This window comes from Pseudactinotalea sp. HY158 (assembly GCF_009660225.1).
Taxonomy (GTDB): Bacteria; Actinomycetota; Actinomycetes; order Actinomycetales; family Beutenbergiaceae; genus HY158.
On record NZ_CP045920.1, the window covers coordinates 949545 to 973731 of the forward strand.

22 protein-coding genes are annotated in these 24187 nt (G+C 70.9%); 7 read left to right on the forward strand and 15 right to left on the reverse strand.

The features are described 5' to 3' along the window. Window positions 1–11 precede the first annotated feature (11 nt). Together GCE65_RS04200 and GCE65_RS04205 are read right to left on the reverse strand one after the other, a co-directional pair. On the reverse strand, window positions 12–533 hold the full coding sequence (locus tag GCE65_RS04200; RefSeq protein ID WP_227992876.1) for an NUDIX domain-containing protein: 522 nt from the start codon (window positions 531–533) through the stop codon (window positions 12–14). A 72-nt stretch (window positions 534–605) separates the two neighbouring features. Continuing rightward, entirely contained in the window at window positions 606–2009 is a 1404-nt protein-coding gene (locus GCE65_RS04205) for a hypothetical protein (RefSeq protein WP_153877487.1), read from the reverse strand. Between the two features lie 322 nt (window positions 2010–2331). Between GCE65_RS04205 and GCE65_RS04210 the strand changes: the two genes are divergently transcribed. Further along, the gene (locus GCE65_RS04210) at window positions 2332–2817 is read left to right on the forward strand and encodes a hypothetical protein (RefSeq protein ID WP_153877488.1); all 486 of its coding nucleotides are present in this window, start codon (window positions 2332–2334) and stop codon (window positions 2815–2817) included. Window positions 2818–2909: 92 nt separating this feature from the next. Here the strand turns inward: GCE65_RS04210 and GCE65_RS04220 are convergent, their stop codons facing one another. From GCE65_RS04220 to GCE65_RS04245, 5 genes are all read right to left on the reverse strand, one after another. After that, window positions 2910–7943 (reverse strand): endo-alpha-N-acetylgalactosaminidase family protein, encoded by a 5034-nt coding sequence (locus GCE65_RS04220; RefSeq protein WP_228760108.1) that lies wholly within the window; start codon window positions 7941–7943, stop codon window positions 2910–2912. 146 nt (window positions 7944–8089) lie between these two features. Beyond that, window positions 8090–9112 carry a Gfo/Idh/MocA family protein gene (locus GCE65_RS04230; RefSeq protein WP_153877489.1) on the reverse strand — a complete coding sequence of 341 codons (1023 nt, stop codon included), beginning with the start codon at window positions 9110–9112 and terminating at the stop codon, window positions 8090–8092. 108 nt (window positions 9113–9220) lie between these two features. After that, the gene (locus GCE65_RS04235) at window positions 9221–9712 is read right to left on the reverse strand and encodes a hypothetical protein (RefSeq protein WP_153877490.1); all 492 of its coding nucleotides are present in this window, start codon (window positions 9710–9712) and stop codon (window positions 9221–9223) included. Then, the gene (locus GCE65_RS04240) at window positions 9705–10292 is read right to left on the reverse strand and encodes a winged helix-turn-helix domain-containing protein (RefSeq protein WP_153877491.1); all 588 of its coding nucleotides are present in this window, start codon (window positions 10290–10292) and stop codon (window positions 9705–9707) included. The genes GCE65_RS04235 and GCE65_RS04240 overlap by 8 nt, the downstream gene beginning before the upstream one ends. 93 nt (window positions 10293–10385) lie before the next feature. Further along, the gene (locus GCE65_RS04245; protein ID WP_153877492.1) at window positions 10386–11186 is read right to left on the reverse strand and encodes a sulfite exporter TauE/SafE family protein; all 801 of its coding nucleotides are present in this window, start codon (window positions 11184–11186) and stop codon (window positions 10386–10388) included. A 39-nt stretch (window positions 11187–11225) separates the two neighbouring features. On the opposite strand from GCE65_RS04245, the gene GCE65_RS04250 reads away from it, so the two are divergent. Next, window positions 11226–12575: an MFS transporter gene (locus GCE65_RS04250; protein ID WP_228760109.1), complete on the forward strand. Its 1350-nt coding sequence runs from the start codon at window positions 11226–11228 to the stop codon at window positions 12573–12575. Here GCE65_RS04250 and GCE65_RS04255 read toward each other — a convergent pair. The 3 genes from GCE65_RS04255 to GCE65_RS04265 all read right to left on the reverse strand — a co-directional run bounded on the left by GCE65_RS04255 (window position 12524) and on the right by GCE65_RS04265 (window position 15714). Beyond that, complete coding sequence (locus tag GCE65_RS04255) at window positions 12524–14536, reverse strand: MDR family MFS transporter (protein ID WP_153877493.1); 2013 nt, start codon at window positions 14534–14536, stop codon at window positions 12524–12526. The two genes, GCE65_RS04250 and GCE65_RS04255, sit on opposite strands and share 52 nt — an antisense overlap. Window positions 14537–14647: 111 nt before the next feature. Then, entirely contained in the window at window positions 14648–15271 is a 624-nt protein-coding gene (locus GCE65_RS04260; protein WP_153877494.1) for a TetR/AcrR family transcriptional regulator, read from the reverse strand. A gap of 74 nt (window positions 15272–15345) precedes the next feature. After that, entirely contained in the window at window positions 15346–15714 is a 369-nt protein-coding gene (locus GCE65_RS04265; protein WP_153877495.1) for a VOC family protein, read from the reverse strand. Window positions 15715–15780: 66 nt separating this feature from the next. On the opposite strand from GCE65_RS04265, the gene GCE65_RS04270 reads away from it, so the two are divergent. Then, window positions 15781–16218, forward strand: a complete 438-nt coding sequence (locus GCE65_RS04270; RefSeq protein ID WP_153877496.1) for a MarR family winged helix-turn-helix transcriptional regulator — start codon at window positions 15781–15783, stop codon at window positions 16216–16218. Window positions 16219–16426: 208 nt separating this feature from the next. Continuing rightward, complete coding sequence (locus GCE65_RS04275) at window positions 16427–18547, forward strand: MMPL family transporter (RefSeq protein WP_153877497.1); 2121 nt, start codon at window positions 16427–16429, stop codon at window positions 18545–18547. Between the two features lie 82 nt (window positions 18548–18629). Here the strand turns inward: GCE65_RS04275 and GCE65_RS04280 are convergent, their stop codons facing one another. Further along, complete coding sequence (locus tag GCE65_RS04280; RefSeq protein ID WP_153877498.1) at window positions 18630–19007, reverse strand: type II toxin-antitoxin system death-on-curing family toxin; 378 nt, start codon at window positions 19005–19007, stop codon at window positions 18630–18632. Further along, on the reverse strand, window positions 19004–19207 hold the full coding sequence (locus GCE65_RS04285) for a ribbon-helix-helix protein, CopG family (RefSeq protein ID WP_194164885.1): 204 nt from the start codon (window positions 19205–19207) through the stop codon (window positions 19004–19006). Before GCE65_RS04285 ends, GCE65_RS04280 begins: the two co-directional genes overlap by 4 nt. Window positions 19208–19299: 92 nt before the next feature. Between GCE65_RS04285 and GCE65_RS04290 the strand changes: the two genes are divergently transcribed. The 3 genes from GCE65_RS04290 (at window position 19300) to GCE65_RS04300 (ending at window position 21902) form a co-directional block, all read left to right on the forward strand. After that, window positions 19300–20529, forward strand: a complete 1230-nt coding sequence (locus GCE65_RS04290) for a sensor histidine kinase (protein ID WP_228760110.1) — start codon at window positions 19300–19302, stop codon at window positions 20527–20529. Further along, a complete protein-coding gene (locus GCE65_RS04295) occupies window positions 20526–21146 on the forward strand; it encodes a response regulator transcription factor (protein WP_152817579.1) in 621 nt (206 codons plus the stop codon). The genes GCE65_RS04290 and GCE65_RS04295 overlap by 4 nt, the downstream gene beginning before the upstream one ends. A 96-nt stretch (window positions 21147–21242) precedes the next feature. Continuing rightward, window positions 21243–21902: a DsbA family protein gene (locus tag GCE65_RS04300; RefSeq protein WP_153877499.1), complete on the forward strand. Its 660-nt coding sequence runs from the start codon at window positions 21243–21245 to the stop codon at window positions 21900–21902. Between the two features lie 58 nt (window positions 21903–21960). Here the strand turns inward: GCE65_RS04300 and GCE65_RS04305 are convergent, their stop codons facing one another. The 3 genes from GCE65_RS04305 to GCE65_RS04315 form a co-directional block, all read right to left on the reverse strand. Then, window positions 21961–22425, reverse strand: a complete 465-nt coding sequence (locus GCE65_RS04305; RefSeq protein WP_152817581.1) for a hypothetical protein — start codon at window positions 22423–22425, stop codon at window positions 21961–21963. Between the two features lie 102 nt (window positions 22426–22527). Continuing rightward, window positions 22528–22668 carry a hypothetical protein gene (locus GCE65_RS04310; protein ID WP_153877500.1) on the reverse strand — a complete coding sequence of 47 codons (141 nt, stop codon included), beginning with the start codon at window positions 22666–22668 and terminating at the stop codon, window positions 22528–22530. Window positions 22669–22824: 156 nt separating this feature from the next. Beyond that, the gene (locus tag GCE65_RS04315) at window positions 22825–24183 is read right to left on the reverse strand and encodes a uracil-xanthine permease family protein (protein ID WP_153877501.1); all 1359 of its coding nucleotides are present in this window, start codon (window positions 24181–24183) and stop codon (window positions 22825–22827) included. Between the last annotated feature and the right edge of the window lie 4 nt (window positions 24184–24187).

Below are 24187 nucleotides of genomic sequence, written 5' to 3' on the forward strand. Positions count from 1 at the left end.
ACCGGTTCGGGTCAGCGGCCGGGCCGGCGAGCCGGGCCGCCGGGAGCGAATCCCGCGAGCAGCTCGCGCAGCTCCGGCCACGCCCGCGCGAAGCCGGGGTGCAGCGGCCGGGCGGCGACGTCGTCCACAGGCACCCACGCCAACTCGAGGCTCTCCGGATCGGCGATGACCGGGGTGAACGGAGCGAGGACCTCGGCGAGCACGGTCGTATAGCGCCAGTACCCGGCGTCGAAGAGATGCGTGGCACGCACGCGCAGGGCCGATTCGGGCACCCCCGCCTCCTCACGGGCCTCGCGCACCGCCCCCGCGGCGGGCGCCTCGTTCGCGTGCAGTGCCCCGCCCGGAAGCCCCCACGTTCCGCCGTGGTGGCTCCACAGCGCGCGATGCTGCAGCAGCACGCCGCGCCGCGGGTCCCAGGCGAGCAGGCCGGCCGCGCCGTAGCGGCCCCAGAACCGGCCGCGCGGCCCGTCGATCCACGCATCACCCGGATTCGGTGGGCCGAGCGGGCCCCGCGCCTCCTCGTTCATGGGCATGATCCCCATCGTCGCAGGTGCGCCCGCGTGCGTCGTGGGCGGGCCGCATCGCCCAGGAGGAGGTCACGTCGATCACCAGGACGATGCGCCGACCGAACCGCCGCGTGCGGAGATGCTCGCGCCCTTGATGTTGTCCCAGACCTTGTGGGCGCCGGCCACGATGTTCTCGGCGGAGACCCTCGGGTCGTCGCCGTCGATGTCCTGGAGCCCGAGGTGATAGGCGGCCAGCCAGTCGTCGCCCCAGCGGTTGTTGCTGAGCCGCTGCAGCGTGGCGGGCCCGCCGGCGAGGTAGGCGGCCAGTGGGTCGGGCGTCGCGGACCTGATCGAGGGGCCGGTGGCCGGCGGCGGCGCCGACCAGAGCCGGAGCGTGAAGATGCAGTCGAGGATGCCCGCCCCGAGGCTGCCGTTCATGGTCACGACCTTCGGTATTCCGACGTCCTCGAGCGGCCGGTCCGCCACCCAGCCGCGCACGGTGGCGTTCGCGCCGGCACCGAGGAGATTGGCGCTGTCGATTCGCAGCGGGCCCCGGTGATCGGCATAGACATCGGTCAGGGTGACGTTGAGGACTCCCGGTTCGGCCCCGCCACCGACGTGGCGCACCTGGGCGGTCAGCCATGTGTCCGTCATCGCGTCACGTTGGGTGACGTAGGCGGATCGGAGGCTCGCCTGGAGCGCGTCGTAGATCCCCTGCGCCGCGACCCAGCGTTCCGGAGCCGGGGCATTCGCCAGCCGCTCGAGCATCTGTTCGCCTTGCGCGATCGAGACCTCGTTGAGCGTCGCCATCTGCCCGCGCCCGAACTGGGCCAGTGGCGTCGCCTGCGGCAGCCGGCCGCGCACGCTGCTGCTCACGTACGACGTCACTGTGGACTTGCCCGCGTCGACCGTCGCGGTGACGAACTCCTGGGCGAGCCGTCCCGCGGCACCGACGACCTCTGCGGGAACCGTGCCGGTGGCCTCTCCCTGGATCGCTCCGGCGAGCACGGCTGCCCGGATCGTGCCACCGAGGCGGTTGATGATCGCCGTACCGATCCCACCGAGGGCGAGTCCGAGTGCGGTCTCCAGTGCGCCGACGATCAGGCTCTCGGCGAGGGAGGGGGGATCGGTGCTCGCCGCGCCACCCGAGCCGATGAAGTCGGTGACTGCCTGCTGCTGGCGGGCGACCACGCCGCCGGTCGTGTCCCACAGGCCTTTGACCGCCTGGGCCGCCAGCGCGTAGTCGCCGTTGTAGCGGACGTCGAGCTCGGTGCGCGGTGCGGCGGCCGCGGGGGCGGCGGTCGGTGCCTGCGCGGTGTCCTGCCGTTGTACGAGCCGGGTGACACCGCCGTTCCCGATGGCGTGCTGGAGGCTGAGGAGGTCTCGGGGCTGGGGGCCGGGCGTGGCGACGGGGGAGATGACGGGCGTTCGCGGCCTGGTCGCCGCGACGGGTGTTCTTCCCGCGTCGGCCCGGGCCGCCTGCGGGGGCGCGAATCGACTCATGTGTCATCTCCGTCCGGAGCGAACGATCGCGCTGTCGCGCGGATCGAGGATGACAGTGTGCGCCCGCCGTGCCCATCGGGGAATGGTCGCGAGGGCAGGCATCGTGCCCGTTGGTGCACATGTGCTCGCGGCGGGCCGGCACAGCTCGTGTCCGATGCGGAGCGAGCGCCGGGTCGACCGTCGAGGCTCGACGGGAACGGGGAGAGCTCCGGCGCGGATCCTCTGGTCGTCTCGCGCGGGAACTGTTACGTTTCCCGAGCGGGAATGGCCCCGTGCCCGCCCGGTGGCACATCGGGTGGCTGGACACGATGAGGTGGACACGATGAGAGATCGAACGAGAGCGACGAGCGTCCTCGGGCGGGTGACCGCGACCTGTGCGACGCTCGCGCTCGCGGCGGGTGGGGCGATCCTGGTGGCGGCGCCGGCATCAGCGGGTGCGGGCGGCGGTGAGGTTCCGTGCCCGACGGCGACGCGGCCACCCTCGACCAATACGTGGTTCGACAAGGCCGGTGAATACCGGGGTACGCGCCTCCTCTCGAGCACGGCCGGCCCCCGCGGGGGCATGACGGTCTGGCGGGAGAACGTCTACGAGACGTTCGGCGACGACTTCTACCAGCGCGAGTCCTGGACCATCAACAGGACCGGCGAACCGGAGCGGACCGACTGTCAACGACAAGAGCACCCGAAGCCCGAGCCTCGTGGGGGCGGCGGCAGCGGCAGCGGCTACCACTCCTATGGCGGAGGAGTGCACATGATCGCCACAACGACCTGGGTCAAGTGGAAGGTCTCGGTCGGCTCCGAACAGTAGGCCGCCCACGTCGTTCCGGGGGAGAGACAACGGGTCCCGGTCGCCCTCCCCGTGAGGAGGGTCGACCTGGACCCGTTGTGTGGTGCCGGGACTCAGCTCATGCGGCGCCGCCGGCCGATGAGGAGCGCTCCGGCCGCGGCCAGGAGGAGACCCGCGACGATCGTCGCCTCGACCTGGAGGCCCGTGTCCGGCATCGACCCAGAGTCACCGCCGGCATCGCCGCCCGTGCCGCCGGAACCCGTGCCGCCGGAGGCGGCGGCGTCACTGTCGGCGTCGCTACCGGAAGCAGATGCGCCGGCATCCGCGCCACCGGAGCTGTCGGAGCTGTCGCCCGAGCCGTTCGCGCCGGCGTCGGCCCCGTCGGAGCCGGCATCGGAGCCCGTGTTCGAGCCGTCCGAACCGCTGTCGGACCCGCCGTCCGAACCGTCCGAGCCGGTGTCGGACCCGCCGTCCGAACCGTCCGAGCCGCCATCGGACCCGTCGGACCCGCCGTCGGAGCCGTTCGAACCGCAGTCCGGGCCGGGGACGTCGTCGGGCCGCTCGCCGGGCGTGAAGCCCTCGAGCGTCGTCGACGGGGTGCCGTAGACCCGCATCTCGGCGGCCGCGGCGAAGGGAAGCCCGTTGAGCGCGCTCGTCGCGGTGAACCGCACGTAGGACGCGGTCACCTCGTCGAAGTCGATCTCCTGCATGCCCTTCTCGTCGATGTCGGTGAACGCTCCGGAGGCGACGTCGGTCCAGTTCTGGCCGTCGTCGGAGACCGCGATCTTGTACGCCGCGACCTTGCCGTTGTTCCCGCCGTCCTGACGGTTCTGGTAGCCGAAGCCGTCGATCGTCGCCTCACCGCCGAGGTCGAGGGTGAGCCAGTGCGGGTAGTCGTCCGTGGAGGGGTTGTAGCGGGTGTGCCAGATGGTCGAGGAGTTCCCGTCGAGCACGAACTCGGCCGGCCCCTCGCTGCCCGCTCCGGCCTGTTCGGAGTCCGCGGTCGCCGTCATCGAGGCGGGGGAGAGCATCGACCGGCTCGACACCGTCGCCTTGACCTCCGCGCTCGCGGTCTTGGTCGCGCACTCGTTGAAGTAGGTGCCGGTCGCCTGCAGCCGGACGGTCGTGCCGGCTGCCTCCGCGGGGGCGGTGATGAGCCACGTCGTGGACACGGTCTCGCCCGGCGCGACGGTCTCGAACAGGTTGCCGTCGGGGTCGGCCACCTCGACGGTCCAGCCCTCCGGGACCTGCGCCAGGCCGAGGGCCACATTGTCTGCGGCGGTCTGCTCGCTGTTCGTGAACGAGGTCGTGTACGGGCTCGGCACGCCGGGGCTGAGCGCGGCGGCGGGGGCGGTGATGCCGGCGCACGCGGCACCGCCGGTCGCCTCGCCGAGGTCGGTCACGGTGAAGTCGTCGAGCACGAAGTCCGCGCCGGTGGCACCGGTCAGCTTGCGCAGCCCGACCCACGTGTCGCCGCAGCCCGCGATGATGTCACGCGAATACCTGGTCGTCTCCAGGGCCGGTGCCATGGTCTCGCTGGTCACCTCGACGTTGCTCAGCTCGCCGCCCGCGACCTGGTCGGCACCGGTGATCCAGGCCCACACGCCGTCGATATTGGTCTGGTAGTCGAAGGAGACGTTGTACTTGTGGCCCTCGACGAACGGCACGGTCGCCGGGATCGTGCGGTAGACGAGGCCGGTGTTCTCCTCGTGCGCCTTGAGCGAGTTGTCGCCGTCGAGCACGTCGTCCACGGCCAGACCGTCGAGCGTGCCCGAGTTGTACGGGCGGTTCTCGTTCTTCCACGCCTTCTGGCTGTAGGGCTCGTGCAGGTGGCTGATCGACGTGCGCGGGTCGGTCGAGCCGCCGGCATCGCCCTTGACGAAGGGACCCCAGCCGGGCTGGTTGCCCTCGAAGTCGTTCGATGCGACGAGCGTGCCGCCCGCGACGCCGGTGTCGGCGGTCGTCGGCGTCCACGTCTCGGTCGAGGCCATGACCCGGACGTCGTCGAGCGTGACGTCGGGCGCTCCCGCGGCCGCCGAGATCGAGACGGTCACGGTGCCGGAGGCGGGTGCGATGAACGAGACCCGGGCGCGCTGGGAGTAGGAGCCGGTCTTGGCGTCGGCCGCGACCCAGTTCCGTGCGGGCGTCAGGTCGAAGCGTGTGGACGGCGCGGTGTCGGCATCCGTGCCGCTCACCTCGAGCGTCACGGGGCGTCGCTCGCCCGCCTCGATCTCCACGTTGGCGCTGAGCGTGTACTGGCCACCGGACTCGAGGCCGGTCACCTCCTGGGAGATGCCCGAGGCGTCCGTGCCGAGCCGCAGCACGTTGTCGCCCTTGTCGTTGCGCAGGATCTGCGGGTCGCCGGTGGCGTTCCAGTCGGCGGTGTCGCCGGAGTTGAAGCCCGGGTCCACGAGCCCGGAGTGCTCGCCGTAAGAGGCGCCGGCGTGCGGGGCGCTCTCGCCGGTCGGGGCGAGCACGTACGGAACGCCCGCCTCCCCGGTCAGGGTGACCTGGCCGCCGTCCGCACGCACGTCCGCGACCTTGGCCCGACCCTGGTCGGTCAGCTCGTAGAGGGCATAGCCGCCGTTCGGGTCGAACTGGTCGGTCAGGTCGAACGTGGTCGCGCCGGAGGAGTCGGCGTTGTAGTAGTACATCTTGTCGGCGTCGGCCGGGGAGGTCGTGCCGTTCGAGGCGGTGTCGCCCCACGGCAGCAGGTAGGCCCCGCCCTCGGCCACGCGCGCGCCGTCCATGTGGATCGTGCGGACGCCGCCGCTCACGCTCACCTCGATGGTTGCCTCGCCGTCGCTCAGCGTGGCTCCGGTGCCGAATTCCCACTCCTGGATGGGGAAGTGCTGGAGGAACTTCGTGGGCAGGTTGTCGACCCAGATGTTGTCGTAGAACGTGTTCCAGTCGTTGTGGCCGGTCCAGCCCTCGAAGTCCTTGATCTGGGTGAAGCCGAGCACTGGGTCGGGGTTCCACACGTCGCGCTGGCCGTTGGCGATGAAGCGGATGATATTGGAGTTGATGCCCTTGTTCGTGGCGCCGCCGTAGCCGCGGTCGGTGGCCCAGTGCGACCAGAGTGAGGTGCCCTCGAAGCTGTAGGCCCACTCGCTGGCCACCTCGAGGCCCATGCCGTACAGCTGCTCGGCGAGCCCGTCGGCGAGCCAGCCACTCGAGTAGTAGGCGTCGATGTACACGCCGGCCAGGCCGGGCGCCTCGTCGGCGAGCTGGGCGAAGCGGTCGAGGATGTGGCCCTCGCCCAGGTCCCAGCGCTGGTCGATGAAATAGGCCTGGTTGAGCCAGTTCCAGTTGGGCCCGCCGCCCTGGACGAGCCGGTCGGAGAAGTTCTCTGCCTGCGGGTAGGCCTCGGTGGCGTTCACGTGCACGGCGACGTCGGTGTTGAAGCCCGCACCCGCCTCGATGAGGGTGTTGAAGTCGGCCAGGCCGCCGGCGCGGGTGTTGTAGTTGCCGCCGTAGTCGGGGTGGGCCGAGTCGTGGCCCTCGTCGCCGTAGCCCTTCTCGAGGATCCACTGGCCGAGGTTGTCGGTGCTCATCGAGACGCGCTTGACGTTGTCGAGGGTCTTGAGGAACGGGTTCGTGGCCTGGGAGGCGAAGTTGAACGGGATGTGCTGGACCACGCGCTCGGGCACGCGCTCGGCGCCGAGCGGGGCGCTCATGTGCTCGCGGAAGGCGATGGCGCCGTCCTGCCAGTCGACCTCGCCGCTGCCGTTCTCATCGCCTGCGAGCACGACGGTCGCCTTGGGCAGCGCGTAGACGTCCACGCGGGGATCGGTCGCGCCGCGGGGGGCGTAGGTCCAGTTGCCGACCGAGAGCTCGGCCCGGCGGGCGCCGTCGCCGGCGTCGACGATCTGCGAGAGCAGTCGGTCATTCCAGTGACGGTTGGTGGAGTCGTCCGTGCCGTTCGTGAGGAGGCCGGCTGAGATCCCGGCGTTGCTCACGAACGCGTACGGGGTGCCGACCGGGGAGGAGTCGAGAGGGGTATGGGCGGCGATCTCGATGAACTGGTCGGCGGTCGTGGTCGAGTCGGTGTCGATCCCCGTGCGGGCGAGATGGGCCCCGGTCTCACCGGAGTCGACCGAGACAAGGGAGTGGTTCGGGATCGAGATCTCGTCGACCCTGGCTGCGTCGGCGCCGGTGAGCTCGGTCATCTCGAAGACGACGGTGTCCTCGTCGGTCACCGTGATCGTCGAGGTGATCGTCAGGTCGCCGAACCCGGGTATCTGCGAGACGTAGGTGGCGGTGTCGCCCTCGATGGTGCCCGTGGTCTGGGCGGCGTAGTCCCTGCCACCCTCCTCGTTCTTCGGGGCGTCCGTTGCCCGGATGCTGAACGTGTCGAGCTGGGTGGCCTGGCCGCCGATGGTGGCGCCGTCGAGATCGTAGGAGACGACCTGCGGGAAGTCGTCGTCCACCGCGACGTCGAGGCCCGCGCCGTTGCCGATGGTCACCGGGGTCGCGGGCGTACCGGGCTCGACGCCGTCACCCCCGTCACCCCCGTCACCCCCGTCACCCCCGTCGCCGCCGCCGTCGCCGAGATCGTCGGTCGTGTAGACGACGAGTTCGGAGGCCGAGGCGTTGCCGCTGCCGTTGACGGAGCTGATCACCTCGAACTTGACGTATCGAGCGGTGACGGGCGCGTCGAAGACGACGTGCTGGATCTGCTCGTCGTTCGTCGGTTGAGCGAACGTGGCGGTGCCCACGGCCGTTCCCCAGTCGCCGTCGGCGGCCGTGGCGACGGCCGCATCGTCGGTCGCGTACACGGCGACGTCCTTGGCCGGGCCGTTGCCCTGCTCCTTGACCGAGTAGCCGAGGCCGGTGAGGACGTGGCTCGCGCCGATGTCGAAGACGAGCCAGTGCGGCATCGGCAGGACCTCGGGGCTGAACTCGCTCCCCCACTGGGTGGAGTAGTCGCCGTCGAAGGCGGCCGCGGCGGTGCCGTCGAGCGAGGGCGGTGCCGGGTACGGGTCGGCCTCGGAGTCGAAGCTCAGGAGGCTGTAGCCCGAGTTCGGGATGGCCTCCCCGGCGGGGTCCGCGGCGTACGCGGGCAGCGCGAACGCGAGCGGGCTGAGGAGGAAGCCGAACCCGGCCACGATGGCGGCGGAGCGGCGGCTGCGGAGTGAGAGGGGCATCTTTGACCTGGCTGCTTCGTTGAGGCTGATGGTGAACAACTCGTTCACAATAACTCACAGGTCATGGGGGCACAAGTGATCGAAATCTGAAAGAAATATTCAGTTCCGCTCATGGGGCGGGTGGTGGACGGAAGTTCCGAGAGGCCTCACCGTAGGTCGGCGAGCCACACCAGCCGCCCGGTGTCGGCGGCCTCGTAGAGCCCCCGAAGGAGTCGGGTGACCGCCAGGCCCTCGGTCGCGTCCACGAGCGGGGCCCGACCGGTGCGGATCGCATCGATCACGTCGTGCCAGTAGGCGACGTGGCCGGCCAGCCCGATGGCGCCCGGGTCGGCCGCCCCGCTCGCCGGAGCCGGGGCGGCATCCGGGGCCGGGACGCCCGGGATCTCCCACGCGTGCACATCGCCCTGTCCGAGCGTGAGCATGCCGAGCGAGGTGTGCACGGTGACCGTCGCGGGGAAGCCGGGCGGGGTCGCGGTCGAGGTGGAGAGGAGGCCGAGGGCGCCCGAGGAGAACCGGGCGGTCGCGACCATCGTGTCCTCGGCGGCGATCGGCAGCGCGAGCGTCGCGGTCTGCGCGGTCACGGATTCGACCGGCCCGCAGAGCCACTGCAGCAGGTCGACGTTGTGCACGCCCTGGTTCACGAGGGAGCCGCCCCCGCCGGAGCGCTCCGATCGCCATGGGGCGGCGTCGAAGTATGCCTGGTCGCGATACCAGTGCACGTGGGTGGTGGCGAGGCGGATCTCGCCGAGTTCGCCCCGGGCGAGGAGGTCGTGCACGCGCCGGTAGACGGGTTCGAAGCGCCGCTGGGAGACCATCGCGACGATGCCCGGGCCCTCGGCCTGCAGGTTCGCGAGGGTCTCGGCCTCCGCCACGTCGAGCGTCATCGGCTTCTCCACCACGACGTGCCGGCCCGAACGGGCGACCGTGATCGCGGCGGGCCCGTGCAGGGCCGACGGTGAGCAGAGCGCGACGATGTCGACCTCGCCGCGTTCGACGAGCTGGGCGTGGTCGAGCCACCGTGCCCGCGGCCAGCCGCAGTCGGCGCCGCTGCCTTCCCTCCCGCCGCTGTAGGCGGTGACTGCGACGCCCTCGATCTCGCGGAGGGCGCGGGCGTGGGTCGCTCCGATCGTGCCCATGCCGACGATCCCGACGGTGAGATCAACTGACATGGCGGCGTCCTTCGTGGAGGGTGGGCCGGCGGGCGCCGAGCGTGGACCGAGCTGCGGCGTCTGTCGTGGGAGGGTGGTCGGTGGTGCCGGTCCTGTTCGAGGCCCGACTCACCACGGGCCGACCTGGGCCAGGAACTTTGTCATGTGTTCGACTATGGCGGTCGCATCGCAGTGGGCGTGACGACACTCGGTGACGGTGACGGTGACCGGTGCCTCGCCGATTCGCGGGTCCTCGCTCTCGTTACGCCGACGTCGCATCGTGCGAAACGGCCGGACGATATGCCGCACGTTCGGTCCCAGCTGCGCCTCGATCGACTCCTGTACGGCCAGATGGCCGCCGCCGGTCGTCGGCCGGAGTCCTTGCCTCGCCAGTACCGCCGTCATCGCTTTGCGGGCGGCATCGTAGGTGAGCGTGAATGCCGAGGGAGGGTGGTGATCGATGAGTGGCGCGGCGGCGCTCAGGTGGCCTGCCGCCTGGTCGATGAGCAGGTCGGCGTGCTCGGGCGAGGGGTCGACACGTTCCAGCTCTCGACGGTGGATCATGTCCGTGATCTCGGCCTCGCCTTGGGGCCAATGCCCCGGAGGTGGACGGTCAATCATCAGGCTCTCCGAGTAGGTGGACGACCGGGCGGCTCAACATTGTAGTCTTGAAGGAGCCCGTGTCGCAGTCCCAATCGTCGGCGGCAACGAGGCGATGATTGACTTCGCGTCGTAGGATCCGTTCGGCCTTCTCAATGGCGTCGCCGAGAGCCGGTCGGTCCGGGCTGCCGACGATGAAGACGTCCAGGTCGTTGGGCACGTGTCCGGGCTGCTGCTGGTATCGGGCCGCCCATGATCCATAGATGAGGGCACGGTCGATGCCGGACAGGTCGCCGAGGAGGTCTCGGAGGACTCCGATCGGGCCGAAGGTGAGCATCAACAGCTCGGCCAGTGGTCGGTAGACCGGGTTGTCGGTCGCAGCCGTGACGACCCGCTGGTTCCCGCGTCGGCGAGATCTGACCAGGCCCGACTCCAGGAGCCGGTCCACCTCACGCATGACGGTCGGAGTGGAGGTTCCGACGGCGGCGGCGATCTCGGTCAGGCTCTGCTCGACGTCGGGATGGAGCATGATCCACGTGATGATCTCCCCCTGGGCTCGACTCCGAAGTAGGGGCAGCAGCACCGGACTCGGATATTTCATGAAAGCGAGCCTAACATCGCTTTCATGAAATATGCAGGTTCGTCGAGCCCGCCGGGAGAGGTGAGCTCCGTCGTCCATGCGCCGTGCGGTCCGTCACCGGCGGCGCCTGCGCTCCGTGAGCGCCCGGGCGGACATCTGGACGGCGATGAGCGCGAGATAGCCGGCGAAGAGCAGGTTTCCGACGAACGGGTCGATGCGCGTGGCCAGCCAGGCGCCCAGGGCGGTCGTGGTGCAGGCCGAGACACCCACGAAGGCGGCCGCACGCAGGTCGACGTTGCGGCGGCGAAGATTGCCCAGCAGCCCCGAGGCGGCGGTCGGGATCATCACGAGCAGGGAGGTGCCGCGGGCGACGAGGTCGCTCATGCCGAAGGCGAACATGAGCGCCGGAACGATGATCACCCCGCCACCCACCCCGATGAGCCCGGAGACGACGCCGGTGAGGAGCCCGAGGCCGCCGAGGCCCAGGCCGCTGCCCCAGCCCAGGTCGAATCCCGACCCGCGTGTGGGGACCACGAGGAAGAGCCCGACGATCACCACCACGAGGAAGGCCACGAAGCCCCACCGCAGTGCCTGCTGGGAGATCCGGGGCAACAGCGCGGTGCCGACCTGTGCGCCGATCGCGGCGCCGACGGCGAGCACGAGGGCCGGCAGCCACGCCACCGCGTCCGTGACCGCGTAGGAGATCACCCCGATGCTCGCCGCGGGCACGATCGCCGCGAGCGAGGTCCCGGCGCCGAGCCGCTGGTCGAAGCCGAGCCACAGCACGAGCAGCGGCAGGATCACGGTGCCGCCGCCGACCCCGAACAGGCCCGAGAACAGTCCGGCGACCAGGCCGATGACGATCAACGGGAGGGGGGAGCGATCTCGGACACGGACGTCGTCCGACCTGCTCACCTGTGACTCCCGTCTGCCGTGTCGCTACGGCATTCTTCCATGAACACGGGCCGCCACCGCGCCGCGGTGCTCATCGCCCGCCCCCGATGCGGCCGAAGGGATCCCGCGGGACTAAACTCGACGACCGGTACCGGCCGGACGCGCGAGCCGGCCCGGGAGCGGCGCGGCCGGCGGCGACACCGAGGCGAGGAGGAGCAGGGCGTGACCGAGCGGACGCTGTGGTCGAAGGAGTTCCTCGTCGCGATCGCGGTCAACCTGTTCATGTCGAGCGTGTTCTACCTGCTGCTCACCTCGATGGCGGGCTACGCCGTGGCGGAGTTCCAGGCGTCCGAATCCCTCGCCGGGCTGGCGGCCTCCGGCTTCATCATCGGCTCGGTCGTGGGCCGACTGCTCTCCGGCAAATACCTCGACTTCGTGGGCCGGCGGCGCCTGCTCGTGCTCACGATGATCGCCTATGTGCTCGCCTGCCTCGCCTACATCCCGGTGACCGACCTGGGCGTGCTCATCGCGGTGCGGCTCGTGCACGGGCTCGCGTTCGGCGCCGGCAACACGGCACTGGTCGCCTCGGTGCAGGCGGTCATCCCACCCGGGAAGCGCGCCGAGGGCAACGGCTACTTCGCCACCGCCACGACCCTGTCGACCGCCGTCGGTCCCTTCCTGGCCGTGTGGCTCGGCGAGAACTACGGCTTCACCAGCGTGTTCCTGGTCGCGACCGCCTGCGCCGGGGCCACCCTCGTGGCCGCGTGCTTCTTCACCGTGCCCGAGCGGGAGCCGAGCCCGGAGGAGCGCCGTCTCAAGTGGTCGATGCGGCTCTCCTCGTTCATCGATCGCGGCGGGCTGCGCCTCGGCCTGGTCATGCTGCTCGCCGGGCTCGCGTTCGCCTCCGTGCTCAGCTTCATCGCCGTGCACACCGCGGACCTCGGCATCCCCGCCGCCTCGAGCGTGTTCTTCGTGTCCTACGCCGTGGCCTCGCTGTTCGCGCGGCTGTTCGCGGGGCGGATCCAGGACCGCCTCGGCGACAACATCGTGGCGATACCGGTGTTCGGCTGCTTCGCGGCCGGCATGGTGCTCGTGGGCCTGGCCACCACGACGGCGCTCATCGCGGCCGCCGGCGTGCTCATCGGGCTCGGCTTCGGGTGCCTGCTGCCCACGATGCAGGCGATCCTCGTCGACCAGGTGCCGCCGCCGCGCGTGGGCGTGGCCACCTCGACGTTCTTCCTCCTGCTCGACACCGGCTCCGGCGTGGGCCCGGTGCTGCTCGGCCTCGTCGGCGGGGCCACGGGATTCGCCACGATGTTCGTGCTCTCCTCCGGGCTCGTGGTGCTCGCCGCGATCGCCTACCTGGGCTTCCACGGGTTCGCCTCGGGCGGTCGCCCGGCCCGCGCCTGAACTCGCGCTGAGCCTGCCTGAGCCTGCCTGAGCCTGCCTGAGCCTGCCTGAGCCTGCCTGAGCCTGCCTGAGCCTGCCTGAGCCGGGTCCGAGTCGGGCCTGCGCCGGAGCCTATGGACGACGCCGCTCGCCTCCCGCCGGCCCGTGCTCGGGGTGCTCGGGTCGCTCGGGGTGCTCGGGTGCGATCGAATCGCCGGGTGGCTCGGGCGGCTCGGGTGGCTCGGGGTGCTCCGTGGGCTCCGCGGGCCTCCGGTGGGCGGGCGCGCGGCGCCGCGGTGGGAGGCGGGCCGGGCGTCCGGCGCGGCGCCGGGATCCGCGTGCGCCCCGCCTGGATGGGGGGAGCCCGGTGCGGGGCGCCCGCCGACGCTCGTGGTGAGCGGCTTCTCCTCGAGGAAGCAGGCGACCACGAGGCCGAGCACGAGGAGCGGCACGAGGTAGAAGTAGAGCGGGATGAGGGCCTCGGCGTAGGAGACCACGACGGCGTGGGCGATCGGTTCCGGCAGCTGGGCGAGCTGGTCGGGGGTGAGGCTTCCGCCCTGCTCCCCGGCCTGGTTCAGGTGGGCCGCCGCGTCCGGCGGCAGGTTGAGCGCGAGCCGATCGCCGAGGCGGGAGACGAACAGGGATCCGATGAGCGCGGTGCCCACGGACGCGCCGATCTGGCGGAAGAAGTTCACCCCGGCCGTGGCCGCGCCGACCTCCGGACGGGAGACGGCGTTCTGAACCACGAGGACCAGGGTGGGCATGATGAACCCGATGCCCAACCCGAGCACGACCATGAAGACGCTCGACTGAAGACGCGAGGTGCCGGCGTCCATGCGCGAGAGCAGGAACATCCCCACGGCGGCGACGCTCGTGCCGAGGATGGGGAAGACCTTGTAGCGCCCGGTGCGGGTGATGAGCTGGCCGGTGGTCACGGCGGCCGCCATGAGGCCGCCCATGAGCGGCAGCATGAGCAGCCCGGAGGTGGTGGCGCTCGCGCCGAGCGAGAGTTGCAGGTACGTGGGCAGGTAGCTCACGGCGCCGAACATCGCCACGCCGAGCAGGAACGCGAGCACCACGTTGACGCGGAACACGCCGTTACGGAACAGTCGCAGCGGCAGGATCGGCTCGGCGGCGCGGCTCTCCACCCACAGCCACAGCGGCGTGAGCGCGAGCACCCCGATGCCGAGTGCGACGATCTGCGGCGAGGTCCACTCGTACCGTCGCCCGCCCCAGGTGAGCAGCAGCACGAGGCAGGCGACGGCGCCCGCCATGAGCACCATGCCGCTGTAGTCGACCCGGCGCCGGCGCTGGGGGCGCGGCAGGTGGAGGGAGAGCGACGTGACGACGAGGGCCGCGATACCGATGGGAACGTTGATGTAGAAGATCCACCGCCAGCTCGCGTGCTCGGTCAGGTAGCCGCCCAGGAGCGGGCCGAGCACCGTGGCCACCCCGATCATCGGGCCCATGATCGACATGTACTTGCCGCGCTCGCGGGCGGAGACGATCTCGGCCATGATCGTCTGGGCGCCGATCATGAGGCCGCCGGCCCCGATGCCCTGGACCGCCCGGCACGCGATGAGCATCCCCATGTCCTGGGACAGGCCCGCGACGACCGAGCCCGCGAGGAAGATGACGATCGCGACGTGGAACGCGTTGCGCCGGCCGATGAGGTCGCCGACCCGGCCGTAGATGGGCATCGCGATGGTCTGGCCGAGCAGATAGATCGTGATGATCCAGGAGATCTGCTCGAGGCCGTTGAGATCGGCCGCGATCGTGGGCAGCGCGGTGGCGACGATCGTCTGATCCAGGGCGGCCATGAGGATGCCGAGGATGAGGCCGACGAAGATGACGATGAGCTTGCGGCGGGGCAGCGGGCCGGGTGCTCCGGCCGCAGGCGGCCCGGTCCGGACCGTGCCTGTCGTGTTCGTCGTGTTCGTCGAGCCGGCTGAGTGCGGGGTGAGCGCGGTGCGCGTGGCCACGGGGTCGACCTCCCGGGGAGAGAGCTGTGTTCGGGGTGGTCCTCGTATTCGAAGGATCGGTGTTGCGACGGCGGTTGCTCGGTTGCCGCGGGCCGGTTGCGGGGCGACCGGTCAGGGGATCGTGCCGCCGAGGCGGGTGCGCAGGATCGTGAAGGACTCCTCGACGAGATCGTCGAGGCGCGCGTCGCCGGTGATCCAGCGACGCAGGGAGACGCGCAGGACGCTGCCGGCGAGGGCGCCGAGGAGCTGCGGGGTCGGATCGGAGGTCGGGTCGAGGTGCATGCGCTCGGCGAGGGCCGCCGCGATGGCCGCCTCGAGCGCCGCGGCCTGCCCGAGCTGACGTGCCAGGAGCGAGGGGTGGGCGTGGATGAGCCGCTGCCGGGCGAGGGTGCGGTCGCGGTGCACGTGGGCGCCCCGGAGCACCTCGCTCTGGGCGAGGGCGTGTCGCAGGGACTCGAGGGGAGGCTCGCCCTCGGGACGGGCGAGGATCGCCGCATGCAACTCGGCGGCCACGGCGTCGGTGTGATCGATGAGCGCGTCCTCCTTGCTCGCGAAGTAGTTGAAGAACGTGCGCGGGGAGACGTCGGCCGCCTCGGCGATCTCGTCGACCGTCACGTTCTCGAGCCCCCGTTCGAGGGCGAGCTCCATCGCGGCATGGCGCAACGACCGGCGGGTGTCCTGCTTCTTGCGTTCGCGCAGCCCCTCGGGCGGGGCGGTCGTGATCGATTCCGACATGCTTACAGCCTATGCATCATTGCAGTCGCCGCACAGACGCTCCCGCGGTCCGATCGGCGCCCTGTGAGCGAAGTTCAGGCCTCGCCGTGCACCGTCAGGGTGTACCCGTCGGGGTCGGCGAAGGTGAACGACAGGCCGAACGGCCCGGGCTCCGGTGCCCGCAGGATCGGGGTGCCTGCCGCAGCGAGGGTGTCGTGAAGCCGCTGCACCTGGTCGCAGTGCACCCAGAGTGCGACCCCGAGGCCGGGGCGTGGTGTCTGGTCGAGATCCACGCCGGGCAGGGGCTCGCGCACCGCGAACGGGATGGGGCTCGTGGCGAATACGACCGCGCCGGGAGGGGCGGCTGCGGCCCGGCGCAGGCCGAGCCGAGTCTCGTAGAAGGCGGCGGATCGTTCGAGGTCGCGCACCTGCAGGGCGACGAAGTCGGGTCCGGTCACAGTCATGAGAGTTCCTTCCGATCGATTGAATGTCAGGATGCTGACATTAGCACAGTATGTCAGGATGCTTACATGAAGCGCGGTCGGGACAGTCTCGGTGAGATGATCGGTTATCGACTCAAGGAGGCGCAGGCGGTCCTCCGGGGCCGCATGGATGCGGCGCTGCGTCCGCTCGGCCTCACGACCCCGCAGTATGCCTGCCTGGAGCTGCTGAGCCACGCCCCCGGTGCATCGAACTCGGAACTTGCGCGGAGCGCGTTCGTCGCCCGTCAGACGATGAACACTCTCCTGCGCGGGCTTCATGATCGTGGACTCGTCGACCGCGCGGCGGCGCCTCCGAGCGGGCGGGTCCTGCCGACGGTCCTCACGCCGGAAGGGCGACGGCTTCTCGATCAGGCGGCCGCGAGCATCGGCGCCATCGAACGGCAGATGGTCAGCACCCTCACGGACGAGCAGCGCCGAGCCCTCCGCGACGCCCTCGCGAACTGCATTGACGCGCTACGCGACTGACGCGGCCTCGCCGGCGCGCCATTCGTGAGCCGCCCACCGGCCCGACGAGAGCCGGTGGGGCGGCTCCCGGCATCCTCCTCACCCCACGTCCCGACTCTCACCCAGGATTCGAACGCAGGGAATCCGCCGGCCTCTCCATCGAAAGGTTGAGTCCAGGATCGACCGCTTCGGTCAGGGAACCGATCCGCGATCCTGGTGGGCTGGAACCATGCTCACTCAACGACTCTCCCGCGCGCTCACCTCGCGGCGCGGCTCCCGGGTATCCCTGGGGATCGCGCTCGTGCTCATCGTCCTGATCTTCGGGGCCTTCTCCTCCGCCGCCGCCCCGGCGGGCAACGAGTCCGCCCCGGCGGACTCGGAATCGGCCCGGGTCGATCAGCTGCTCACGCGGTTCCCCGACGCCGACCTCGGCACGGTGCTCGTCGTGGCCGAACGGGCCGACGGCTCCGCCCTCACCGCCGGCGACGAGGACGCCCTGTCGGCGCTGAGCACCGAGCTCGCCGACACCGCACCCAGCGCGCGCGTCGCCGACTCCGTGCGCGACCCGATGGTCAGCGACGACGGCCGGGCGGCCGTGATCACGACCGCCCTCGAGGTCGGGCAGACGAACACCGAGACCTCGGACGTCGTCGACGACCTGCGCTCCCGCGTCGAGGCGGCACTCGCCGACACCGGCCTGCGCGCCTACGTGACCGGCGGGCCCGCCTTCGGGGCCGATATCGCCGGGGCGTTCGACGGCGCGGACATCACCCTGCTCGCCGTGACGATCCTCATCGTGGCGGCGCTGCTCATCGTCACCTACCGCTCCCCGGTGCTCTGGCTCATCCCGCTCGTGGTCGTGGCGATCGCCGACCGGGCCGCGAGCATCCTGACGAACGTCGCCGGTGCGGCGTTCGATCTGCAGTTCGACGCCGGCATCATCTCCGTGCTCGTGTTCGGGGCCGGCACGAACTACGCCCTGCTGCTCATCTCCCGCTACCGCGAGGAGCTGCACACCCACGACGACCACCGGGCGGCCCTCGCTGCGGCCTGGCGCCACACCGCGCCGGCGATCCTCGCCTCGAACGTCACCGTCATCCTCTCCCTGTCGACCCTCGCGCTCGCCGTCATCCCCGGCACCCGCGGCCTCGGGATCGCCGCGGCGGTCGGACTGCTCGTGGCGCTCGCGGCCGTGCTGCTCGTGCTCCCGCCCGTGCTGGCCATGTGCGGCCGGCGCGTCTTCTGGCCCGTCGTGCCCACTCCCGGCACCACCCCTCGCATCGGCCGGGTCTGGCACGCGGTGGCGGAGCGCGTGTCCAAGCGTCCCGCGGCCGCGCTCGTCGGCGGCCTCGCCGTCCTCGGGATCATGGCCACCGGCCTGTTCGGCACCTCGGTCGGCCTGACCCAGATCGAGAAGTTCCGCGTCGCCTCCGATTCGGCCACCGGGCTCGAGGTGCTCGGGGACCACTTCGACGCCGGCAACGCCCAGCCGATCCTCGTCGTGGCCGACACCGATCACGCCGATGCCGTGCTGACGGCCGCGCAGGACACCGGCGGCGTGCTCCGCGCCCGGATCGGGGAGGAGTCCACCGACGGCACGCTCACCCAGATCGTGGTCACCGGCGAGGCCGGCCCCGGGGAGCCGGCGAGCCTCGAGCTCGTGCGGGACCTGCGCGCGAGCGTCGGAGCGATCGACGGCGCGGGCGCCCTCGTGGGTGGGCAGATCGCCACGGACGTGGACGCCCGGGCCGGCAATCAGTCGGACCTGCTCCTCATCGCCCCGCTCATCCTGGCCGTCAGCTTCCTCGTGCTCATCGTGCTCCTGCGCTCCCTCGTCGCCCCGTTCCTGCTGCTGGCGATCAACATCGCCAGCGCCACGGCGGCGATCGGCGCGGGTGCCTGGCTCAGCCGGGTCCTGCTCGACCAGCACGCGCTCGACCTGCAGGTGCCGCTGCTGAGCTTCCTGTTCCTCGTCGCCCTCGGTATCGACTACACGATCTTCCTCGTGCATCGAGCCCGCCTGGAGGCCCGCACGAAGGGCACGAAGGAGGGCATCGTCGCGGCGGTCACCGGGACGGGCGCCGTGATCACCAGCGCCGGCCTCGTGCTCGCGGGGGTCTTCGCCGCACTCGGGGTGCTTCCGCTCGTCACGCTCGGACAGCTCGGCCTCATCGTCGGCCTGGGCGTCGTGATCGACACCGTGCTCGTGCGTACGATCGTCGTGCCGGCCACGTTCACCCTCCTGGGGGACCGGATGTGGTGGCCCGGCCGGAATCCGGCCGAGACCGACCCGACGACCGACGACACCCAGCCGGAGACGACCCATGTGGACCACCCCGCCCGTGTCTGAAGCGTCCGCATGGTTCCGACGGCCGGTGCGGCCGGGGCGAGCCCGGCCCGCCGGGCCGCCCGGGGTCAGACGATGCGACGCCTCACCACGGTTGGGAGCCGGACGCGATCAGACCCGCGATCTGCGTGATGTCGTTCGTTTCGCCGGCCGCGACACGCATCACCAGCTCATAGGCCTCGTCGTTGCTCAGGGCGAGGCGACTGCCGTTGAGACCGAGGAACGCGATCGTAGCGCCCAGAGCCAGCCGCTTGTTTCCATCCACCAACGCGTGATTGCGAGCCAGCGAATGGAGCAGTGCAGCGGCCTTCTCCGCCAGCGTGGGGTAGGCGTCGATTCCGCCGAAGGTGGCCTGTGGTCGTGCTGATGCTGCGTGCAGGAGCCCATGGTCGCGGACCTGCACCTCGTCTCCCAGGACCCGTGCGGCCACGTGGAGCAACTCGGTCCGGGTCAGGTAGATCACTGACCGAGCCGGTCCAGGGCCTCGGTGTAACGCGGCAGTTCCTGATCGAGAACCTGGTCGAGCAATTCGGCTCGGCTGCGGCGCTCCACGTACTCTCGGACCGCCTGCCGGGCGACGTCCTGCATCGAACGGGATTCGCGCTCGGCCCGCCGACGCAACGCGTCGGCCTCGGCATCCGAGAGCCGCAGAGTCATGGCCATGGGTCTATGGTATCAGCCATGACACCACGCGCCTTCGGATCACCCGAGGCCGTACCCACAGGCCAGAGATGCCCATGAGGACCACCCCGCCCGTGTCTGAAGCGTCCGCCCGGGGCGGGCGACCCGAGCCGGATCAGCCTGCCGCGATCCGCTGGATGCGCGCCGGCCAGCACGTGCTCACCGGGCTGCTCGTGGTCATCGGCGTGATCCGGGCCGGCACCGAGGGCGCGAGCCTCCCGCTGATCGTCGTGGCCGCGCTCGCGTTCACCCTGGCCTACTGGTTCCCGGTGATCGCGCGTCGCCCACACCTCATCACCACCCCGGCCTGGCTGGCCGTGCTCGCGCTCGTGTGGGTCGGCATGCTCGCCGTCTCCAGTGAGTTCATGTGGATCGCGTTCGTGCTGTGGCTCCTCGCCGGCCAGATCCTCGCGCTGCGTGCGGCGGTCGGGTTCTCGGCGGTGGTGTTCGCGCTCGTCGTGCTCGCCCCGGTGCTGCATCACGGGCAGCTCGCCTATGCGAGCGTCTTCGGTCCGTTCGTGGGCGGGCTGTTCGCGCTCGGGATCTCGCGCGGCTACCTGGCCCTGGTGGACGACGTCCGCCGCCGCGAGCAGCTCGTGCTCCGACTCGAACAGGCCCAGGCGGACATGGCCGCGCTGCACGACGAGCTCGCCCTGACCCAGCGGCACGCCGGCCGGATCGCCGAACGCACCCGACTCGCCCGCGACATCCACGACACCGTGGCCCAGGGCCTCTCCTCGATCTCCCTGCTCGCGCGGGCCACCAGCGCACCGGCGGCCGACACCGGCCGCGGCCTCGCCCAGATCGAGTCCCTCGCCCGCGACAACCTCGAAGATCTTCGCCGCATCATCGCCGCGCTCACCCCCTCGGAACTGACCGATCAGGCGCTCCCGGGAGCCCTCGCCCGGCTCGTCGAACGGTTCGGTGCCGAGACCGGCATCGACGTGAGCCTGCACGTCGACGACTCGGTGCCCGTGCTCGAGGCCCGCGCCGAGGTCGCGCTCCTGCGAACCGCCCAGTCGGCCCTGGGAAACGTGCGCCGACACGCGAAGGCGAGCCGCGTCGTCCTCACGCTCGTGGATGCGGGCGACCTCATCCGGCTCGACGTGATCGACGACGGCGAGGGCTTCGATATCGCGGCCACCGGCCGCCCACGGGCGGACCGGAGCGGGAGCACCGGCTACGGGCTGGGCTTCATGCGCGGCCGCCTGCGCGAGCTCGGCGGCGGGTTGGACGTGGAGAGCACCCCGGGCGAGGGCAGCGCCGTCTCGGCGTACCTGCCCGACGGACGGAGCACGCGATGACCGTCCGAGTGCTGCTCATCGACGATCACCCGATCGTGCGCGCCGGCCTGCGGGCCGTGCTCGAGGCGGCCGGGCTCGAGGTCGTGGCCGAGGCGAGCAGCGGCGAGGAGGGGGTCGTGCTCGCGGGGCACCTGGCCCCGGACGTCGCGCTGTGCGACCTGCGGCTCGGGGAGGGGATGGACGGCGCCGCGACCGCGGCGGCACTCGGCGCGCTCCCGGACCCGGCGGCCGTCGTCGTGCTGAGCACGTTCGACTCCGACGCCGACGTCTTCGGCGCGATCCGGGCCGGGGCCCTGAGCTACGTGCGCAAGGGCGAGCCGCCCGAGCGGATCGTCGTCGCGATCGAGGCGGCGGCCCGCGGGGAGACGAGCCTCGCGCCCGACCTGGCCGCCCGGGTGATGAGGGGCATGCGCTCGACCCATCCCGAGCTCACCGCCCGGGAGCGGGAGGTGCTGCGGCACCTGGCCACCGGGGAGTCGAATCGCGATATCGCCAAGGCCCTGTTCGTGTCCGAGGCGACCGTCAAGACCCACCTCGTGCACATCTTCGCCAAGCTCGACGTCGACTCCCGCTCCCGGGCCGTGCACGAGGGGCGCCGGCGCGGGCTCGTCCGGTGAGGACCACCGCCCGAGGCCTGGCCGGGGATGCCGGGTCCGTGTGAGAGTGGATGAGATCCCGGGAGGCGCCCGGGACGGCGGCGAAGGGATGTCGACATGGCCACCACCACGCTCACGGTCTGGTCGGATCTCGGGTGCCCGTGGGCCACGCTGGCGTTGGCGACGCTGCGGCGGGCGGCGCGGGAGCGTGGGCGGGAGCTCGACATCGAGCACCGCAATTTCCCGCTCGAACTCTTCAACTCCCGGCCCACGCCGAAGGCCGAGCTCGACATCGAGGTCGCCGGTATCGCCGGACTGCGCACCGACCTGGGATGGCGGCCGTGGTCGGGCCCGGCAGCCTCCTACCCGGTCACCATGATTCCCGCGATGGCGGCAGTGCGGGCCACCGCCGCCCGGGCGGGGAACCGGGCCGCCGACCAGCTCGATGCGGCCCTGCGGGCGGCGTTCTACCGGCACTCGCGCTGCATCAGCCTGACGTCGGTCATCCTCGATGTCGCCGGCGAATGCCCCGATGTGCACGGTGGGGCGCTGGCCGCCGACCTCGCGGCCGGCGCCGGGATCCAGGCCGTGCACGACGATTGGCGCGCGGCTCGCGACCTCGGCGTGCAGGGCAGCCCGCAGATCGAGGCGGGCGGGGTCACGCTCACCAATCCCGGCGTCGAGATGAGCTGGAGCGCCGGCCCCGGGGAGGGGTTCCTCCGCCTCGATGCCTACGACGACGCCTGGGTCGATCAGGTGCTCGCGACGGGTCGGTGAGGGCGACGCGGCCTCGCCCCGGGCGGGGGCGACGGCGTTCGGAGACTGCGCCGTCCTGTCAGCAGGTGAGTTCGAGCGAGGAGGGCTCCGGGTCGAGGGCAGCGTGCTCGCTACTCGGGTCCAGCGTCGACTCCTTACCCTCGAAGTTCGGCTCCGACCAGATCGTGACGGTGGCGCTTGTGCCGACTTTGGCGCTGTCGGCCTCGTCGGTCCAGTCCTGGTCCGCGCCGGGCAGGTCGGCGAGGTCCTTGTACCTGCCGGGCTCGGTGAGCTTGAAGTTGTCGTCGGTCTCGTCGAAATCGTTGGCGTCGAAGAGATGCACATAGCATTCGTCGTCGCTGCCGGAGCTCGTCGAGCCGAACGTCTCGTCGTCGGATCCGGTGGTCTGGGCGGGAACCGGCGACGGTGTGCCCGGGCTGGTTCCCTCATTCGACGGGGAGCCGTTGTCGCTGCAGCCTGCAAGTAGCACGACTCCGATGGCCAGCGGCGCGATCAATAAGGTGCGTGGTCGTGGTGTAGCCATAAGTGCACCGTAGGCATGCTCACGGCAGAGACGATAGCCCCTCGGCAGTTCCCGATTCCGTGGGAGTGCTCCGACAGGCGCCTACTCGCGGGCGCACCGGCCTCACTGGTCGAACTGGCCGGTGTCGACCCAGCGGGCGTCGGTGAGGACCCAGAAGTCCTCGGCGAGGTGGTCGGTGATGTAGCCGTAGGGGAGCCAGCCGTAGCCCGCGTCGCCCCATCCGGTGCCCCTGCCCGGTATCACCGTGTTGTGAACGTTCAGTCGGGCGTCTTGGATCTCGCGGAGGTCAAGGAGGGCGACGTCCCCGAACGGGGTGCGCGCATGACCCGCCTCGAACAGGTGACGTCCTCTGGACCGAGGGCGGCGACCGGGACACGTTGTGCCGGGGCGCGTCGGGGCTCAGGCCGAGGCCCGGGTGCGGCGTCGTGTGAACGCCCCGGGGATCTTGACGAGTACGATCTCGAGGAAGATCACCACGATCGTGCCCACGATGATCTGGTGCGGCACGAGATCGGCGAGGATGGACGGCAGCACGGGGATGAGATCGTCGGCGATCACCGGGATCCCGAGCCCGGCCATGATGCCGAGTGGGGCCACGAGGTTGTGCGTGATGTTCCCGCGCTCCTGGGCGATCATGCCGATCCCGGTGAGCACGACCGTGGCTGCGGCGGGCAGGAACATCCCCCCGATCACGGCCGAGGGCGTGGCCACGAGAACGGCTGCGACCTTCGGAAAGAACGCGAGGGCGATCATGATGATCGCCGCGTACCTCATGACGTGTCGGCTCGCGACCCCGGTGAGGCGGACGACGCCGAGGTTCTGGGCGTAGGCGGTGGTGCCGAAGCCTCCGAAGAAAGCCGACAGCATCGAGCCGCCGGCCTCACCGGCGATGCCGGCATTGATGCGCCGATTCGTGAGCTTCGTTCCCGTGAATGCGGCGGTCGCTTCGTACATGCCGATCGCCTCGATCACCGCCACGAAGAAGACGATCGTCATCGTCACGGTGATGCCGAGGTCGAACGAGAGGGCACCGTAGGGAAGGAGCGTGGGGAAGGCCAGCCACGCCACCTCGCCGACGGCCGAGAAGTCCAACATTCCGAAGAGGCCCGCGAGGATGTCGCCGACGGCCAGTGCGATGAGGAACGAGAACGCCCTGACCTTGCCGCCGAGCGCACTGCCGGTGAGCACGATGGCGGTGGTCAGACACGCGATGAGGAGGGTCGGACCGGTGCCGAATGTGCTGGTGCCGGGCATGCCGAAGAACTGCATGAAGGTGTACCCCGCGAGGGCGAAGCCCACGAGGGTGATGATCGTGCCGGTGACCTGGCGCGTCATGATCGCGCGGAACTTGGTGAGGAGGCCGGTGACGGCGAGCAGGAACGTCAATGCGGCGCCGATGATCAGGCCGGTGCTCGCCGAGGCGAGCGTGCCCGCCTTGGCGTAGCCGATTGCGAGCGGCGAGAACGCGGATGAAGGGCCCTCGAAAATCGGCAGGCGGACCAGCTTCAGGGTCTGCACGAAGGTCGCCACTCCGGCGGCGATGAACGTCGCTGAGAGCAGGTTCGTCGCGAGGGCGGTGGTGAGCCCGGCGATGCTCGCGATGAAGATGGCGTCGAGCCATGCATTCGACACGAGGACCTGCTGGGCACCGAGGCCGAGGGTGCGGACGACGGGCAGGTTCTCCTCGATCGCCTGGTCTCCGGCGATCGGCGTGTTCTCGGCTTCGGTCACGTGGTCGGGGGCTTCTTGCGATGACATGTCT

What these genes read in the sequence shown, in the direction of transcription:
- GCE65_RS04200 (WP_227992876.1), bottom strand. Translation starts at nt 533, where the DNA reads ATGCCCATGAACGAGGAGGCGCGGGGCCCGCTCGGCCCACCGAATCCG.
- GCE65_RS04205 (WP_153877487.1), bottom strand. Translation starts at nt 2,009, where the DNA reads ATGAGTCGATTCGCGCCCCCGCAGGCGGCCCGGGCCGACGCGGGAAGA.
- GCE65_RS04210 (WP_153877488.1), top strand. Translation starts at nt 2,332, where the DNA reads ATGAGAGATCGAACGAGAGCGACGAGCGTCCTCGGGCGGGTGACCGCG.
- GCE65_RS04220 (WP_228760108.1), bottom strand. Translation starts at nt 7,943, where the DNA reads ATGCCCCTCTCACTCCGCAGCCGCCGCTCCGCCGCCATCGTGGCCGGG.
- GCE65_RS04230 (WP_153877489.1), bottom strand. Translation starts at nt 9,112, where the DNA reads ATGTCAGTTGATCTCACCGTCGGGATCGTCGGCATGGGCACGATCGGA.
- GCE65_RS04235 (WP_153877490.1), bottom strand. Translation starts at nt 9,712, where the DNA reads ATGATTGACCGTCCACCTCCGGGGCATTGGCCCCAAGGCGAGGCCGAG.
- GCE65_RS04240 (WP_153877491.1), bottom strand. Translation starts at nt 10,292, where the DNA reads ATGAAATATCCGAGTCCGGTGCTGCTGCCCCTACTTCGGAGTCGAGCC.
- GCE65_RS04250 (WP_228760109.1), top strand. Translation starts at nt 11,226, where the DNA reads ATGAACACGGGCCGCCACCGCGCCGCGGTGCTCATCGCCCGCCCCCGA.
- GCE65_RS04260 (WP_153877494.1), bottom strand. Translation starts at nt 15,271, where the DNA reads ATGTCGGAATCGATCACGACCGCCCCGCCCGAGGGGCTGCGCGAACGC.
- GCE65_RS04265 (WP_153877495.1), bottom strand. Translation starts at nt 15,714, where the DNA reads ATGACTGTGACCGGACCCGACTTCGTCGCCCTGCAGGTGCGCGACCTC.
- GCE65_RS04270 (WP_153877496.1), top strand. Translation starts at nt 15,781, where the DNA reads ATGAAGCGCGGTCGGGACAGTCTCGGTGAGATGATCGGTTATCGACTC.
- GCE65_RS04275 (WP_153877497.1), top strand. Translation starts at nt 16,427, where the DNA reads ATGCTCACTCAACGACTCTCCCGCGCGCTCACCTCGCGGCGCGGCTCC.
- GCE65_RS04285 (WP_194164885.1), bottom strand. Translation starts at nt 19,207, where the DNA reads ATGGCCATGACTCTGCGGCTCTCGGATGCCGAGGCCGACGCGTTGCGT.
- GCE65_RS04295 (WP_152817579.1), top strand. Translation starts at nt 20,526, where the DNA reads ATGACCGTCCGAGTGCTGCTCATCGACGATCACCCGATCGTGCGCGCC.
- GCE65_RS04300 (WP_153877499.1), top strand. Translation starts at nt 21,243, where the DNA reads ATGGCCACCACCACGCTCACGGTCTGGTCGGATCTCGGGTGCCCGTGG.
- GCE65_RS04305 (WP_152817581.1), bottom strand. Translation starts at nt 22,425, where the DNA reads ATGGCTACACCACGACCACGCACCTTATTGATCGCGCCGCTGGCCATC.
- GCE65_RS04315 (WP_153877501.1), bottom strand. Translation starts at nt 24,183, where the DNA reads ATGTCATCGCAAGAAGCCCCCGACCACGTGACCGAAGCCGAGAACACG.